The organism is Acinetobacter sp. UBA6720, from assembly GCF_002454215.1.
Taxonomy (GTDB): Bacteria; Pseudomonadota; Gammaproteobacteria; order Pseudomonadales; family Moraxellaceae; genus Acinetobacter.
The window spans coordinates 1-17,010 of record NZ_DKIK01000155.1 but is presented as its reverse complement, the minus strand read 5'-3'; the positions used below and the strand labels follow the sequence as shown (position 1 = coordinate 17,010).

At 40.1% G+C, this 17,010-nt stretch carries 14 protein-coding genes and 1 tRNA gene; 10 read left to right on the top strand and 5 right to left on the bottom strand.

What is annotated here, in order from left to right; all coding sequences use genetic code 11:
* The gene (locus tag B4F08_RS13695) at window positions 1-1,332 is read left to right on the top strand and encodes a hypothetical protein (RefSeq protein ID WP_291374787.1); all 1,332 of its coding nucleotides are present in this window, start codon (window positions 1-3) and stop codon (window positions 1,330-1,332) included.
* A gap of 53 nt (window positions 1,333-1,385) precedes the next feature.
* Here B4F08_RS13695 and B4F08_RS13690 read toward each other — a convergent pair whose 3' ends face one another.
* Both B4F08_RS13690 and B4F08_RS13685 read right to left on the bottom strand, forming a co-directional pair.
* A complete protein-coding gene (locus tag B4F08_RS13690) occupies window positions 1,386-3,104 on the bottom strand; it encodes a proline--tRNA ligase (protein ID WP_291374786.1) in 1,719 nt (572 codons plus the stop codon).
* 531 nt (window positions 3,105-3,635) lie between these two features.
* Complete coding sequence (locus B4F08_RS13685) at window positions 3,636-4,274, bottom strand: hypothetical protein (RefSeq protein WP_086208517.1); 639 nt, start codon at window positions 4,272-4,274, stop codon at window positions 3,636-3,638.
* A 279-nt stretch (window positions 4,275-4,553) separates the two neighbouring features.
* On the opposite strand from B4F08_RS13685, the gene pilG reads away from it, so the two are divergent.
* The 6 genes from pilG (at window position 4,554) to B4F08_RS13655 (ending at window position 13,128) form a co-directional block, all read left to right on the top strand.
* Window positions 4,554-4,937, top strand: coding sequence for a twitching motility response regulator PilG (gene pilG, locus B4F08_RS13680; protein ID WP_086208516.1), 384 nt, complete (start codon window positions 4,554-4,556; stop codon window positions 4,935-4,937).
* Between the two features lie 27 nt (window positions 4,938-4,964).
* Window positions 4,965-5,333 (top strand): response regulator, encoded by a 369-nt coding sequence (locus B4F08_RS13675; protein ID WP_004694491.1) that lies wholly within the window; start codon window positions 4,965-4,967, stop codon window positions 5,331-5,333.
* Between the two features lie 5 nt (window positions 5,334-5,338).
* The gene (locus tag B4F08_RS13670) at window positions 5,339-5,875 is read left to right on the top strand and encodes a chemotaxis protein CheW (protein WP_086208515.1); all 537 of its coding nucleotides are present in this window, start codon (window positions 5,339-5,341) and stop codon (window positions 5,873-5,875) included.
* A gap of 50 nt (window positions 5,876-5,925) precedes the next feature.
* Window positions 5,926-7,998, top strand: a complete 2,073-nt coding sequence (locus B4F08_RS13665) for a methyl-accepting chemotaxis protein (protein WP_086208514.1) — start codon at window positions 5,926-5,928, stop codon at window positions 7,996-7,998.
* Window positions 7,999-8,165: 167 nt separating this feature from the next.
* Complete coding sequence (locus B4F08_RS13660) at window positions 8,166-12,662, top strand: Hpt domain-containing protein (RefSeq protein WP_291374782.1); 4,497 nt, start codon at window positions 8,166-8,168, stop codon at window positions 12,660-12,662.
* A 4-nt stretch (window positions 12,663-12,666) separates the two neighbouring features.
* Window positions 12,667-13,128 carry a hypothetical protein gene (locus B4F08_RS13655; protein ID WP_086208513.1) on the top strand — a complete coding sequence of 154 codons (462 nt, stop codon included), beginning with the start codon at window positions 12,667-12,669 and terminating at the stop codon, window positions 13,126-13,128.
* Window positions 13,129-13,181: 53 nt separating this feature from the next.
* On the opposite strand, the gene dapE is transcribed toward B4F08_RS13655, so the two are convergent.
* From dapE to B4F08_RS13640, 3 genes are all read right to left on the bottom strand, one after another.
* Window positions 13,182-14,315 carry a succinyl-diaminopimelate desuccinylase gene (gene dapE / locus B4F08_RS13650; protein ID WP_110974349.1) on the bottom strand — a complete coding sequence of 378 codons (1,134 nt, stop codon included), beginning with the start codon at window positions 14,313-14,315 and terminating at the stop codon, window positions 13,182-13,184.
* 120 nt (window positions 14,316-14,435) lie between these two features.
* The gene (locus tag B4F08_RS13645) at window positions 14,436-14,576 is read right to left on the bottom strand and encodes an entericidin A/B family lipoprotein (protein ID WP_086208511.1); all 141 of its coding nucleotides are present in this window, start codon (window positions 14,574-14,576) and stop codon (window positions 14,436-14,438) included.
* 157 nt (window positions 14,577-14,733) lie between these two features.
* Window positions 14,734-15,612 (bottom strand): DUF1853 family protein, encoded by an 879-nt coding sequence (locus tag B4F08_RS13640; protein ID WP_291374780.1) that lies wholly within the window; start codon window positions 15,610-15,612, stop codon window positions 14,734-14,736.
* A 97-nt stretch (window positions 15,613-15,709) separates the two neighbouring features.
* Between B4F08_RS13640 and B4F08_RS13635 the strand changes: the two genes are divergently transcribed.
* From B4F08_RS13635 to B4F08_RS13625, 3 genes are all read left to right on the top strand, one after another.
* A complete protein-coding gene (locus tag B4F08_RS13635; protein ID WP_291374779.1) occupies window positions 15,710-16,102 on the top strand; it encodes a YbaN family protein in 393 nt (130 codons plus the stop codon).
* Window positions 16,102-16,605 (top strand): cell wall-recycling L,D-carboxypeptidase ElsL, encoded by a 504-nt coding sequence (gene elsL, locus B4F08_RS13630; protein ID WP_119063570.1) that lies wholly within the window; start codon window positions 16,102-16,104, stop codon window positions 16,603-16,605. The genes B4F08_RS13635 and elsL overlap by 1 nt, the downstream gene beginning before the upstream one ends.
* Window positions 16,606-16,887: 282 nt before the next feature.
* Window positions 16,888-16,963: transfer RNA gene (locus B4F08_RS13625), tRNA-Val, on the top strand.
* Window positions 16,964-17,010 lie beyond the last annotated feature (47 nt).

Here is a 17,010-nt window from a genome sequence, read left to right as displayed (position 1 = left end):
ATGAATAAGTCTTTAATCTCAGTTTTGATTACTGCAACTTTGGGTTTGAGTCAAAGTTATGCGATGACTGCTTTAAATGATGAAGAACTTTCAGAAATTGAAGGCCAATCTTTGATTAATCTCGAGTTTCAGCAGGGGACAAATACAACAGATGCACAAGGGAAAACATATAATCAATCAAACATTGGTTTTTATAAATTGGCTCTTAGTGCAGAAATGGAATTGAATGCCAATATTAAAAAGCTACAATTGGGCTGTGGTGGTGATAATAATGCAATTCGCGCGAGTAGCTGTGATATTGATATAGATCATATTTCACTGAGTGGACTTCCTGATAACTCAAACTATACCGCTGATGAGCGTGCAGCAACTTCTGCCTTAATTACAAATCCATTTATTCAATTCGCTATTAAAAACCCAACTTCTGCTGCTACACGTGAAGTACTGGGTTTTCGTTTGAGTGCTGAAAAGATTAAAGGTTTAATGACACTTGGCACGGAAAATAGTGCGACACCGAACGGCATTAATACATTTAGTGGCTATATGAAAACCAAAACTGCAACAGGCACAGCTGTGACTGAAGCCCGCAGTATGACCTATGCAGATACCAATTTAACAATAAATGGGGTCGTTGAAGGACGACTCTTTGGTAGCAGTTCGGGGACTACATGCCAAGGTGGCTTTTTAGATCCGTGTCAAAGTATTTCCTATACTTCTAATAATTATAATTTAAACTTATCTTCTACTTCGGCGCCTTTTACTATTAACTCTACAATTGTATCTGGAACTCGAATGAAAGACGTGACTTTGAAAGGCAGTGGTACAGTTGGTCAAATTGACTTTAGCGGACAACTAACCGCGAAGGTATTAGGTCTATTAAATTTAGATAAACAAGTCTCAGGTAATATTACAGGCCTGAAAACGGACATTACTGTAAATCAAAGTCTGGGTTTAATTCATGCATTATATTTAAATAATCCTGCTTCATTGTCCTTACAATCTCAAGATGTTTTATGGACTGGAGCTGCTGTCGGAGCAAATAAGGGTTGGTGGTTAGCGATGGAAGATGAAGTGGAACTAGGTAGCTTAAGCCCAACGACTAAAGTGGCGATCACCAATGAAGTTCTAAAACAAACCATTGCGGGAATTAATAAAGACTTGACTGATAATCCACGAAATTGTGGCAATCTTTTGACAGGATGTGTTGGTGGTTCTGCGCTTGTTGTTGGTAATGTGCCTATGACGACTACATTGGATTTTCCATTGACTAACTTAACCTTGCAGGGGCAAAATTTTAGGCCAAACTGTTATGGCGGATTAAAGTTTTGCTAAAAACTAAATTGCAAAAAAATCCCGCAACCTGTGCGGGATTTCTAATTTCGAAATTATTTTGCAATTTTTTCGAGTAATTCTTCTTTCGAAATATTTACAGAGTCTGCATCACGACGGCCTTTATATTCAAAAGTACCTGCATCTAGGCCTTTTTCACCAATTACAATGCGATGAGGAATGCCTGTAAGCTCAAGATCGGAGAATTTTACGCCTGGACGTTCGTTACGGTCATCCAGTAAAACATCGAAACCTGCTGCTGTAAGTTCAGTGTATAAAGCTTCAGCTGCTTCCAGCGTCCGTGGAGATTTATGGGCGTTCATTGGCACAATCGCAATTTCAAATGGTGCAATGGCTGTAGGCCAAATAATCCCTTTTTCATCAAAATTTTGCTCAATTGCTGAAGCAACTACGCGCGTAACTCCAATACCGTAACAACCCATGGTTACAGTGAATGGTTTACCATCTTCGCCTAGAACTTTACAGCCTAAAGCTTCTGAATATTTTTGACCTAATTGGAAGATATGACCTACTTCGATACCACGTTTGATTTGTAGCGTACCTTGACCATCTGGTGATGGATCGCCTTCAACTACATTACGGAGGTCATAAACCTCAGTAAACTGTGCGTCACGCTCCCAATTGAGACCTGTAACGTGTTTATCCAATTCATTTGCACCTGCAACGAAGTCAGAAAGAACAGATGCAGCACGGTCAACAATTACAGTTAAGCCTTTTTCAACTAAACCTTGTGGTCCACAGAAACCTGCTGTTAAACCAAGTGTAGCAAGTTGTTCTTCAGTTGCGAAAGTTAATGGAGAGGCAATGCGCGGGTGTTTCTCAGCTTTAATTTCATTTAACTCGTGATCACCACGTAAGAACAAGGCTACAACTGGTGTTGCTTGGCCTTCTTCAGTTACGATCCCTTGAACGAGTAAGGCTTTAACGGAGTGAGCTGGATCAGATTTTAAGAAGTTTGATACATCTGCAATAGTTTTTTGATTTGGTGTATCAACCACTTCCAAAGCTTGAGTTGGAGCAGCACGTTCGCCCACTAAAACAGCTTCAGCCATCTCAATATTCGCTGCATAGTCTGATTCAGTTGAGAAAGCGATATCATCTTCACCACTTGATGCCAACACGTGGAACTCATGAGAGCCTGAACCGCCAATAGAGCCTGTATCGGCTTGGACTGGGCGAAAATCTAAACCTAAACGGGTAAAGATTTTACAGTATGCATCATACATGATGTCATAGGTTTCTTGCAGTGATTCTTGGTTTGCATGGAAAGAATAAGCATCTTTCATGATGAATTCACGTGAACGCATTACACCAAAACGTGGACGAATTTCATCACGAAATTTGGTTTGGACTTGATAGAAGTTTGCTGGTAATTGTTTGTAGCTTTTGAGTTCATTACGCGCAAGATCGGTAATCACTTCTTCGTGTGTCGGACCAAGAACAAACGGGTTGCCATGACGGTCGTTAAAACGCAAGAGCTCAGGGCCGTATTGGACATAACGACCTGATTCTTCCCATAATGCAGCAGGTTGCGTTACGGGCATGAAAACTTCCAGTGAACCCGCTTTGTTCATTTCTTCACGAACGATCGCTGCAACTTTATTTAATACGCGAACGCCCATCGGCAGCCAAGTATATAAACCTGAAGCCAATTTACGAATCATCCCAGCACGTAGCATCAGTTGATGTGAAATCACTTCTGCGTCATTTGGGGTTTCTCTTAACGTTGCAAATAAAAAGCGACTCGCGCGCATGGAAACTGTCCTAAAATTTTAAACTTTGAAAGTCAAAGAGTATACAATGAAAAATGAAGCGACATGTTGATGTCACCTCAGAGAAATGCGGATTATTATGACATGATTTTATGTACTTGACGCAGCATAAGGTTCTTAAAGTTATCTAAAGAAGTGCAGATCATAGAAACGATTACTGAGGTAAATAGCAAGAGTGGAATGATACGGCCAATCACTGGATATGCCATTGATATATGATTCAGTATTTGGCCTTAACCTGAACGTGAGAGGGGGATTCACTTCGACTATCGTTCATTGGGAGAGGCTTTTAAGAGTATTTGTGCTGTAGTCATCGTGAACGCAATGATTGACCGCTTATTAATCATAAGTTCAATTTTTGAGTTGGTAGAGTAAAGAGATCAGCAGGGTAAACATTGAGCAATAAGTATAATCATGCCTGAGTTGGAATGAAAAATAGAGATACTTTTATAGCTTATGATCCTTTTACCACAATATTGTCTTTATTAAATAAAGTCCTTATATCAAGTGCAATTATTCAAATGTTTTTAAGCGAGCAATAATTCTGTCGTATTCGGCTTTTGTACTACGGTAGTTACTTTGTAATGACTGTATTTGCTCTTTTTTCATCACAATATTTTTTGAATTATAATCAAGCATATCTTGTAGTGGTTTTGGATTACTTTTACCTTTACGCATATTTTCTTTTTCTTGGCGTAAAAAACCAATTCGGTCATTTTGTAATTGCTTTAGTTCATCTTGTTGAAATTTAATTTGTTTTAAAATATATGAAAGTGCCGTATTTCGTTTTTCTGTTGCTACTTGACTGTTGGTATAAGCACGTTTTAGTTTTAGATCAGCATCCCGTTGCTTTGCAGCGATAGCTCCTTGGGGTGCGTATTGTGCATCTTTTTTGGCGTTGTATGGCCGTGCCCGTTGAATCACTTGCATATTCGTATCGAGCGCTTCATATCCATATCTAATATGATCTGGTGTCACCGTACTACTAACATTGGCGATACCTTTACTATCGTAATAACGATACCAGACTGCTTTAGGCGGATCGGCCATGACCATGATGCTTTGTACACTAAGCAAAGTCAGTAAAATGACTTTTGCAGTCATCATTTTTTTCACGATCAAAGCAAGTTTGTAATTAAACTCCCTAAGCATTGATACCCCCATTTAAAGTTGACTAAATTACTTATTTAAAAGCAATAAATGGTGCTATATTAGTCCTAAATTTAGGAATAAAAAATATAATCAGTCAAAAAAAAATCGACGTGTGTCGGAAAGTGTGAAGCCGTTCTTAAAAAGGAGATGAAGTGTGGTTTTATGCTGAAACTGTTCGTTGAAAATATAAGTAAATATATGTTAAAAGTGTACGTAACTTGTAAAACGTCTACGAATCTGTTTCTACAAACATTCTAAAAATGGGAAGGGTCATATTAAATGGACGATAAATTCCAGAATCTTAAAGTGATGGTCATTGATGATTCAAAAACTATTCGTCGCACAGCCGAAACATTATTACAACGCGAAGGTTGTGAGGTTGTGACTGCTGTAGATGGTTTTGAAGCATTGTCAAAAATTGCAGAAGCAAATCCTGATATTGTATTTGTCGACATCATGATGCCACGTCTGGATGGCTATCAAACATGTGCATTAATCAAGAATTCACAGAATTATCAAAACATTCCTGTCGTGATGCTCTCTAGCAAAGATGGTCTATTTGACCAAGCCAAAGGGCGTGTCGTAGGTTCAGATGAATATTTAACAAAGCCATTTAGTAAAGATGAATTATTAAATGCGATTCGTAACCACGTTTCAGCATAAATAATATAAGTGTAATTGGGGAAATTTATGGCACGTATTTTAATTGTGGATGACTCACCTACTGAAACATTCCGCTTTAAAGAAATTTTGGGGAAACACGGTTTTGAGGTGATTGAAGCGTCAAATGGTGCAGATGGTGTGACCATGGCACAGGCAGAACTTCCTGATCTAGTGTTGATGGATGTGGTGATGCCAGGCGTCAATGGTTTCCAGGCAACACGTCAAATTGCGCGTGGTGCAACCACAAAACACATTCCTGTGGTGATTGTCAGTACTAAAGATCAGGCAACTGACCGTGTATGGGGTAAGCGTCAGGGGGCGTGTGATTATTTGACTAAGCCTGTTGATGAAAACCAATTGATTGATGTGATTAAGCAACACCTGAATGCAGGATAAGCTCTATGGCAGCAAATGGATTTATCGAATTACTTCGACTTGCTAAACGTGGCAATAAAAACTACGTTTCAAACGAAAATGAGGTAAACCGCTGGTCGGGCATTGCTTTTGAAATGATGGGGCAATATTTTGTTGCTCCATTAGGTGAGGTGGCAGAGGTTATTTATCCTCCGAAATATACTTTAGTGCCAAATACCCAACCTTGGGTTGTCGGTTTGGCAAATATTCGAGGACGTTTACTCTCTGTTGCTGACTTGGCGCATTACATGTCGGGGCATCGTAGTACGTATTCACCAACTCAAAAAGTACTCTGTATAAGTCACAATGACCACTATGTCGGTTTAGTTGTAGATCAGGTTCTGGGGATTCAGCACTTTAATAAGAAGAGTTTTTTTTCTAAGCATGATGATTTAGATCAAAACTTAAAAGAATATTGCCAAGGGTATTTCCATCAACATAACCAACAATGGCATGTTTTCTTATTCAGTCGCTTATTAGACAATCCAAAGTATATGAACGCGTCTATAAAATTTATAAATTAATATCATTGTCGCGCACGAAAATATAAGGGCGTAAATCGGGGAGAAGCTGCATGGGCTTTAAACTTAAAAAGAAAAATACAGATGGAAGCACGAACCGCTCAGGTGGAAATGCTTTAGTAGCAAAAATTCAATCGCAGACGGAACAGTTTTCACGTGTATTTGGTGATAGTGAAAAGTCCAAGCCATTAATTTTGGGTGCAGCATTTTGTATTGTTTTAGCAATTTTCCTACTGTTGTACCTATTCTATAGCGTACCGCGAAATAACGAATTTACCCGTAGTGTGGGTGAGTTACGACTTTTATCTCAAACCATTTCACGTCAAGCGACAGAAGCTACAGCATCAGGTACGCCTGAAGCGATTAAAAAATTGACCGAATCGCAAAAGTCGTTTGCTGAAAACCTAGAAATTGTTAAAGATATTCATGCAAGTACAGATGCGCTACGTGAAGTAGATGCGCAGTGGACGAAAGTTTCTGCAAATATTGATTTAATTGCATCACAACAAAAAATTATTAATCAATTATATGATACCAACATCGCAATTAGTGAAACAATTCCTGGTATTCAGGCCGAATATAACTTAATGGTTGACCAAATGGCACGTCAAAATGTGCCAGCCAACCAAGTCGTGATTGCAAAGAACCAAGTATTCATTGCTGAACGTATTCTTCGTTCGATTGGTTCGGTATTGACGGGTTCAGACAACTCACGTGAATCTGCAGATGACTTTAGCTCAGATACAGAAACTTTCGCTTCTTACCTAAATGCGCAGTTAAATGGCAGTGCTGACTTAGGTGTGGAACGGATTAATGATCCTGAAATGCGCGACTCTCTAACCAGTATTCAGTCTGAATATGATGATGTATTGAAATCTGCAGCGGCAACAGTACTAAAAAACTCATCTCAAATCGTTAAAGTACGTCAAGCATCATCATCTATTTTTGAACAATCAGACACGTTGCTAACCAATTTGAATAAGTTATCAGGTGGTACTGGTTTAGCGATTGCGATTCCTGCATTGGGTCTAATTTTAGCGCTGATCGCATTCTTGTTCTGTGTATTCAAATTACTTGTACTTCGTGGCGAGTCAGATAAAAAACGTGTATCACGTCTTCAAGATGAATATGACCGTAACCAAAACGCGATTCTACGTTTGCTGGATGAGATTGCCGACCTTGCAGATGGTGACTTACGTTCGCATGCGACAGTATCTGAAGACTTTACAGGTGCCATTGCTGACTCCATTAACTTTGCGATTGACCAGTTACGTGACCTAGTATCTCGTATTACAGAAACTTCTCAAGAGGTTGCGCAATATACGGCAAGTACACAAGGTATTACTAACCAGTTGGCAGAAGCATCAGAACACCAAGCGCAAGAAATTGCGGGCGCATCTGCTGCGATTAATGAAATGGCAATGTCCATTGACCAAGTATCTTCGAATGCTGAAGAGTCAGCCGTGGTAGCAGAACGTTCTGTACAAATTGCAGCAAATGGTGCTGATGTTGTAAACCGTTCAATTGAAGGTATGGATATCATTCGTGAACAGATTCAAGAAACCTCTAAACGTATTAAGCGTTTGGGTGAGTCTTCTCAAGAAATTGGTAACATCGTTGCCTTAATTAACGATATTGCAGACCAAACGAACATCTTGGCTTTAAACGCAGCGATCCAAGCATCTATGGCTGGTGAAGCAGGCCGTGGTTTCGCCGTGGTTGCAGATGAAGTACAGCGTCTTGCAGAACGTTCAGCTTCAGCGACAAAGCAAATTGAAACACTGGTAAAAACGATTCAGACCGATACCAACGAAGCTGTAATTTCAATGGAGCAAACCACGTCTGAGGTTGTACGCGGTGCCAACTTGTCTAAAGATGCTGGTGTTGCACTGGATGAGATTCAGAACGTATCAGGTAACTTGGCGAAATTGATTGCAAGCATTTCTGATGCTGCAAAACTTCAGTCAGCGTCTGCAGGTCATATTGCAACGACGATGAATGTCGTACAAGAAATTACCTCACAAACAACGAGTGCGACTTTCGATACAGCACGTTCGGTATCCGAACTTGCCAACATGGCAGAAGCATTACGTGAGTCTGTAACTGACTTTAAATTACCTGATTAAGCATTTGCTTTGGGGGAGGCATGTGACTCAAAATTTGAGTGGCATGCCGAAATCAGGATATCACATCAGCTTAAACCGGCTTTGTCTACAAAGTCAGGTTTCTGGTGATGGTTATAATGAAGTTTATGCACCTGTTTTGGGTAGCTGACAACGCAAGAAGCCTAGCTATGAAAGAAATATTAAAACATTTAGTTGAAACGACAACGCTTCCGGAAGATAGTTATCTAGATCAAGATGCAGAAATTCTTGAAATTTTTGTTGAAGAAATTGAAGAAATTTTCGTTGAATTAGATCCATTATTCGAAAAGTGGTACGCTGAACCAACACATCAAGAGACATTGGTGAGCATTCGTCGTCATTTCCATACCTTAAAAGGGTCTGGTCGGATGGTGGGAGCAAAGTCAGCTGGCGAAACCGCATGGGCAGTTGAAGATACCTTGAATCGTGTGATTTCAGGTGTAGTACCCATCTCTGCCACAATTCAGAAATTTGCTAAAACAGTATTTAAAATTTATCAATATAAACTGTATCCCATTTTTAAGAATGTCGAACAAACTGAGCTAGATTTGCGACCTCTCGTCTTAATTGGTCAACAGTTACAGCAAAATCAGAGTTTAGAACCTGCCCTAGAAGAGCTCCTACAGTTATCTAATCATTTAAATGATTATGATGTATTAACAGGGTTGGAGCTTGGTGATGCTGAAGGCATTGAGCGTGTCGTTGAATTTGAAGAAGCTGCAATCAATTCTGATCATCCGGAACACGAAGTTCTTGAGGAAACATTGTCGATCTTCATTGAAGAAGCGGAAGATCACTTAGAGACGATTGATCAATTCCTAAATGCTGATGAAACTAAAGTACAAGATTACAATGGGTTAATCCGTGCCTTACATACTTTGCGTGGTAGCTCGTCTATGGCGCAAATTGAGCATGTATTTAATGCTAGCTCAAAAGTTGAAAATCTATTTAAAACACTGGTGCAAGAAGAAATTGTTTCAACCTCTAAGGAAATTTCGTTACTCACCCAGTATGCCGAATTTGTACGTGATTATTTACATGTTCTTGGGCGTGGTAGTAACGAGCAGCTTGAAGTCATTTATTCAACTTTTAGTACGGCTTGGGATAACTATGGCTTTAGTCTTGAAGAGATAGATAATGAACTGAACCCTCAAGGGATGGTTTCAAAATTAATCGAATTAAATATTGATCTTTTACTGGATACAGAATTTGAGTTTGATCAGCGTGCAAAAGTAGAGTATCCAGAATATATTCAGCACTTGAGTGAGCAAGCGAAACAACTGGTAGAATTTACAAATAACCGTGCTGCGCAAGGGATTCATGAGTTTACCTCTGAGTTGTATGCAAGTTATCAAGCCTTACTGGAAAAGCCAGAATTACTCAATGTGGATTATGCGTATGAGTTATTTGGTCAGGCACATCAAGAGTTTATCCACTTATTCGATACCTTAGCTGCTGGTCAACGTGTCATCCTTACCGATGATGTTTATAAAGTGTTGAATGATTTAACAGCCTTTGTACAACAAGATATCGAATCTGTAGAAGCTGCAACGGTAGAGCCAGTTGATGAAGGCATTGTAGCGAGCAATACGTCTCAACCAAGTTTTGATCTTGCACAAATTTCGCAACAGATTGCGTCCGATCATCAGTACAAACAATCGAACACTTCAAATACTGACTTTGATGATGATTTACTGGATATCTTCTTAGAAGAAGCCGAAGAATTATTGATGGGTATGGACCAAGATCTCAATACTTGGTCTAAAAATGGCAATGATACAACAGCACTCAATAATTTAATGCGTTATTTGCATACCTTAAAAGGTGGTGCAAATATGATTTCTGCATCATTTATTGGTTCAATTGCGCATGAATTAGAATCTATTTATGAGCGTGTGATTCGTCAGCAAATTCAAACAACACCACAGTTGATTAGCATCATTCGTTTGGTGCAGGATGATGTCGCAGACCGTATTCAAGTTATTCGAACAGAGAAAGTCGATTATCCAGCCACAGCAACCATCAATGTCTTACACAATATCCAAACTTTGGTTGATGGTACGGTTGCGACGGCTGCTGAACCTCTAGCTGAGGCAATTGCATCGGTTGAGGATGTGGCTGTGCAGACCAGCGATGATGAGACTTCATCGACGATAGATTTTGATGCACAAACTTTCCCTGAGAACGAAGCACTTCCTTTGGGTGAGTCAATTACACTTGATGCAGACTTGTCTGTGCCAGTTGAATCAGGTGAAGTGCTCGCATCTGAGCAATTTGTTGCTGTAACTACGGATGAAACTGACGATACAAGTATTTCATCAATTGTTGAAGAAACTTTCTTGGAAGAGGCTGAAGAAATTTTAGCGTCCACCGATGGCTTACTGAAGCAATGGACTGAACAGCGTAGTGACCGTAGTGTGTTACTTCAATTACAACGTGCTGCCCACAGTTTAAAAGGTGGCGCACGTATGGCAGAGAACGAACCAGTTGCTGCAATTGCTTATGAACTTGAAACAATTTTTGAGCAATTTGCGGTACATAATTTTAGTTCTAATGTTTATGACCCATTATTGCAAACTGCGTTTGTCTGGTTGAAGCAAGCCATCTTCAAACGTGATTTTAGTAATTATGATGGTTTGAAAAATAGTTTGGCATCTGTTGACTATGTCGATGTTATTGCCCAATTGCCGACGCGTGTAACGCAAATAGATTTGCTCAATGCAGCGCCAAGTTTTGAGTTTGTACAGGGTGATGGCACTGAACCGCCAGCTATGATGGGTGAGTGGAAAGAAACAACTCACTTGGATAGTGGTAATGAGATGATTCGTATCTCAGCCGATTTGGTTGAGAAAATGATTGATTTATCAGGTGAAAATGCGATTAACCGTTCGCGTATTGAGATGGACTTAGGTCAACTTGGCAATACCTTAAACGAGATGGAACTTGCCATTAAACGTTTGGCCGATCAGTTGCGTCGAATGGAAGGTGAGCTTGAGAGCCAAATTATTGCGAAGCATGGTTCTGATAATTCGCGTTATACAGACTTTGACCCATTGGAAATGGACCAATATTCATCGTTGAATCAATTATCTAAATCTCTCGCTGAGTCAGCTTCGGATTTGGTTGACTTTAAGAGCACTTTGGCTGAGAAGATTCGTGATGCTGAAGGCTTGTTATTACAACAGTCACGCATTCAGGCAGAAATCCAAGAAAGTTTAATGCGTACGCGTTTGGTTCCATTCTCACGTATGCTGCCGCGCTTACAACGTATTGTGCGTCAGACGGCATCGACCTTGAACCGTCCTACAGAGTTGATCGTACACAATACAGAAGGTGAATTAGACCGTACTATTCTTGAGCGGTTGGTTACGCCTTTTGAGCACATGTTGCGTAACGCGATTGACCACGGTATTGAAGATGCGGAACAGCGTATTGCTGCGAAAAAATCAGTGACTGGTCAAATTGAACTCAACATTAGCCGCCAAGGAACAGATGTTATCGTTACCTTCAAAGATGATGGTAAGGGTATTGATGAAAGTACGATCAAAGCCAAAGCATTAAACTTGGGCCTAATTAAAGCCGACCAAGTACTAGATAAACAGGAGATTTTACAGTTTATCTTCCACCCTGGATTCAGTACGGCTAAAGAAGTGACGCAAATTTCTGGCCGTGGTGTAGGTCTTGATGTTGTACAAAGTGAAATTAAGGCGCTAGGTGGGCATGTTACTGTTGAATCGGAAATTGGCTCTGGCACAACCTTCATTATTCGCGTACCGACCACGGTTGCGGTGAGTGATGCCTTGATGGTGAAAGCAGGTGATCAACAATATGCGATTCCATTGGCACAGATTGACCGTATTGTACGTATTGCTCCAACGGCTTTAGATACTTATTTCCATAGTAAAGATGACCAATTCAAAATTGATGGCGTAAATTATAAACTACGTTATCTCTCTGAGTTCTTGTCTAATCAGCCGATTCCTCGTTTGAGTAATATTGGTCATTCACTACCTGTACTTTTAATTAAAGGGAACAGTGGACAAACGATTGCATTATTGGTTGATCAGTTGATTGGTTCGCGTGCACAAATTGTTGTAAAACCAATCGGTCAACAGTTTGCAAGTATCGGTGCAATTGCGGGTGCGACGATTCTTGGTGATGGACATGTTTGCTTGATTCTAGACGGTCAGAATATTGCACGTCAGATCCTCAGTACTAAGCGTGTAACACATGCAACAGATCAACGTGATTTTGGTCGCCATCAAGATACACGTCGTTTAGTCATGATTGTGGATGACTCAGTCACGGTGCGTAAGGTAACGTCACGTTTATTGGAGCGACAAGGCTTTGATATTGTGACGGCAAAAGACGGTGTCGATGCTATGGAGCAACTCGAGAATGTTAAACCGGACTTGATGTTACTGGATATTGAGATGCCGCGTATGGATGGTTTCGAAGTGACCAACTTGGTACGTCACCATGAAATTCATCAGAACTTACCAATCATTATGATTACATCACGTACGGGTGAAAAACACCGTGAACGTGCTTTCAGCTTGGGTGTGACGCACTACATGGGCAAACCATTCCAAGAAGCAGAATTACTTGCCAACATTCAGCAGTTACTTGCTGAAAAGCAGGGGTAAATAAATGAATGCAAATGTTTCAAAGACCATGAATGAGCAAATCAGCCAGCAAGAGTTGCAATATCTGATTACGGTATCAACAGGTTTTATTGATGCTTATATCATTGAATGCCATGGAAAAAATTCCATGTTATTACCACAAAATATTGTACTGTCTGCACTCGATAGTGATACGCAGGTTAAAACTGTAGAGTGGCATGATCTACATCTACCCGTCTATGCCGTGAATCGTCCTGAACAGACGGAAGGTGTGGCATTGGTGATTGAAGGAGATGATGCGTCTCAACGTTTTGCTTTAATGTGTAATGAGATGCCGAAGTCGATTCGTTTACGTATTTCTGAAATTGTAGATGATGAAACGCCAGCGAATGACCCTGCAGTGTTCCAACTAGTACGTATGGGTGAAGAGTTGTATCACATTCCGAATTTAAATCAAATTCAGGCAAGTTTAGGTTTATCTACTTAAATCTGTACTCAATAAAAAAGGAACTCATCTGAGTTCCTTTTTTATTGAAAGTCTTATGCTAAAAGCCCTTCTAAAATTTGTTCGTAAATTTCAGCAAGTGGTTCTAGGTCCGCGACATTCACATGTTCATCAATTTGGTGGATGCTGGCATTTAAAACGCCAAGTTCAAGAACTTGTGCGCCTGTAGGAGCAATAAAACGACCATCAGATGTACCACCAGAGGTCGAAAGTTCCGTTTCAACTCCAGTTACATTACGTATGGCATTTTTCGCAGAGTTGACCAGTTCACCAACAGGGGTGAGGAAAGGTAAACCTGAATGTGTCCATTTGATGTCGTAATCTAAACCATGACGGTCTAAAAGCTCTAAAACACGTGCTTTTAACTCTTCTGCGGTTACTTCTGTTGAATAGCGGAAATTGAAAGTTACGGTCATCGTTCCAGGAACAACATTGGTCGCACCTGTACCTGCTTGAATATTAGATACTTGAAAAGAAGTTGCAGGGAAGTATTCGTTACCTTGATCCCATACGGTATCGCAAAGTTCTGCAACGGCTTTAGATGCCATATGAATCGGGTTAATCGCAAGGTGTGGGTAAGCCACGTGACCTTGCTTTCCTTTGACTGTCAAGACGGCATTTAATGAACCACGACGACCATTTTTGACAATATCACCTAATTGATGGGTACTTGATGGTTCACCGACCAAGCACCAAGTCATTTTTTCATTGCGTGCTTCTAATGTTTCAATCACTTTAACTGTGCCGTTAATAGATGGACCTTCCTCATCAGAAGTAATCAGAAATGCAATCGACCCTTTGTGGTCAGGGTGCTTTGCAACAAAACGTTCAGAGGCAACCACCATAGCTGCTAAAGCCGTTTTCATGTCTGCACTACCACGTCCGTAGAGTTTACCATCACGAATTTCAGGGGCAAATGGATCGGAGTTCCATGCGTCTAAATTGCCTGTAGGAACGACATCAGTATGTCCTGCAAAACAAAATACAGGAGACTCAGTGCCTTTGCGCGCCCATAAATTATCAACATCATCAAAACGCATAGATTCAATATTGAAGCCAATTTTTTCTAAGCGTTCAGCCATAATATTTTGACAGTTGTGGTCAACTGGAGTAACCGATGGCTGGCGTAAAAGTTGGAGGCTTAAATCGAGAGTAGCAGAAGAGGTCATGCGGATTTCAGAGTCAATAAAACAGTCGGCACTATAATAGGCGATTAATGTCTAGAATGCGAAACTTAGCAATAAAAAAACCTTATCGAAACGATAAGGTCTATGTGGGTTTAGAACAGATTATAATTTATCGGCAGTCTTATCTGCAGAGTTGGTCACAGCATCTCCCACTTTGGATACATCTTTACCCACGCCAGCAACTGTATTACAGCCCGTTAAAACAAAAAGCATCACAAGTGAACCAGCAATAATTTTCTTCATGTTTATCTCCAAAATTTTTGGTGTTGTCATCAAATGATTCTGTTCTGATGTTTTATAAGGTTAAAAAATAAACATATTAAAATGTAGCAGTGTTTTACATGAAATAGGTAACTATATGTAGTCTTATGTATATTTGTATAAAGTAACTTCTGCAAAATCAAGTAAAAATCAAACTTGAATTTCGGTACATATAAAACTGATTGTGTTGATTTTGTAAATACAATCCATTGGTCCACCAGTGGGCAGTGAGACTACTTGGCACAGCATTTGGGCAAATCCATTCTTGACGTTGTAGGCGGAAAAAATTTAAATCGGCCTTGGGAATGGTAGTCCCCCAAATTCCCAAGCGCCGGTCAGGATTGAGCCAATGTGGAAGAGAGTATTGGTTAAAATCACCAACATCCACGAAACTATTCTTTAAGGGTAGAAAGAGTTGTCCTTTTAAAACAGCATAGCGCATCTGAATGTCAGTATCTAAAGCTTGCTGGAATTGGAACTGTTTTTGAGTAAAGTGTTTTAGTTTGCGGTTTAAAGTATCAGTACGATTTAAACCGTACCATGTGGTTAGGCCCAGATCTGTTTCACCTAAATAATATTTCAACGCAACTTCCCAGTGCTCGATTTGATTGGTTTCAGTATTTTTAATTAGAAAATCGAGTTCACCTATAGTATGAGCACCACTAATGATTTGAATACTATGCCCCAATAACTCGTATGCATGATAGCGATGATCCAGTAACCAAAACCACATGAACATTTCAAAGCGCAGACCTAGACGGGTACTTTTCAGTTGAACCATAAAGTCTTCAAGTTCTTTCGGGTCTTGATCGAGCTGTTTAAGGCGAGGTAAATAGGTTTGAAAGTGCTGTTGCCAGATCTGTGAGGGATGAAAATGAAAAGCATGTTGTATATCGAGTTCTAACGGCAACGCAGACAAAATGTTTGGACTTGCTACAGCAAAAGCCAACTGACGAACCAATGGATGTTTAAATTGGAGCCACGGTTCAAACAATTGATGCTGTGAAATGAGATGCATGTGTGAGCCTTAAAAAAGAAACGAAATATGCAGAAGGACAACGGATAAATCCAAAAAACACTTTATACTACCGCAATTCGGTGTTTAGGAAAGTGGTATGAAAACGTTGTTTTGGCGTTGTTTAGTGGTGATCTTTGTCATCCTAGGCTTTATCGGCGCGCTTTTGCCGGGTATGCCAACAACTGTTTTTTTAATCTTAGCTGCATGGGCTGCATCCAAAGGTTGGCCACAAATGGATGCTTGGTTGCTGAATCATCCGAAATACGGAGCAACATTAAGGGCATGGCGTACCAATGGGACTGTACCACGTAAGGCGAAATGGTTTGCCAGTATCATGATGTTGATCAGTGGGGTGATTATGCTCTTTACCAATGCGCCATTTTTAGTCAAATTATTTACCAATACCACTATGTTAATTGTTGCAATATGGCTATGGCTACGCCCTGAACCAAATACGTCGATAGATAAAAAACAAATAGAGGACAACTGATGTCTTATGTGATTGCTGATGCAGACGTCTTGATTGATCTAGCTGAACAGACTTTAACACTGCCTAAAAAGAATAAATTTTATCTGATCTCATCGGGGAAAAATGGCATTGGCGAAACTGAAAATAGTGGTAAAACCCCACGGGGGTGGCATTGCATTGCTGAAAAGCATGGCGCTGAGCAACCACAAAATGCTGTTTTTATTGCTCGAAAGCCGACAGGGGAGGTTTATGATTCCAATTTGGCGGCTCAGTTTCCAGAACGGGATTGGATTTTATCTCGGATTTTATGGTTGAGTGGTTTAGAAGAGGGCTTTAATCGCGGGGAAGGATGCGACACCTATCAACGTTATATCTATATTCATGGAACACCTGATACCGAGCCAATGGGGATGCCGATGTCACATGGCTGTATTCGTATGCGTAATGCTGATGTTATGGAATTATTTGAGCTGATTGATTGCAATGCATTGGTTTATATTTCCGAACATAAACTTGAAATTTAAAATGTGGATTAAAAATAGACAAAGTGATTTTGCTGAATACTATTAGGCTTAATTCAAAAGGCTAAAACTTAACAAAACTGCGTGATTTAGCCAAAATGACTGGCATGTTTAAGAAAATAAATTAGACGAATCTGTTAAATAACATACAGAAAATCCTTGTTTTTATACCATTTGACCTATTTTTTAATCACTCGATTGTAAAAAAACGAAAACAGGCCGAAAAGCGTTTGACAGCCTGTAAAGATTCTCTATAATGCACCTCACAAACGATAAAGACGTTAAGGGCGCTTAGCTCAGTTGGTAGAGCGTCTGCCTTACAAGCAGAATGTCGGCGGTTCGATCCCGTCAGCGCCCACCAAGCCTTTACGTTAAAGATCTTACGTGCAGCGGTAGTTCAGTTGGTTA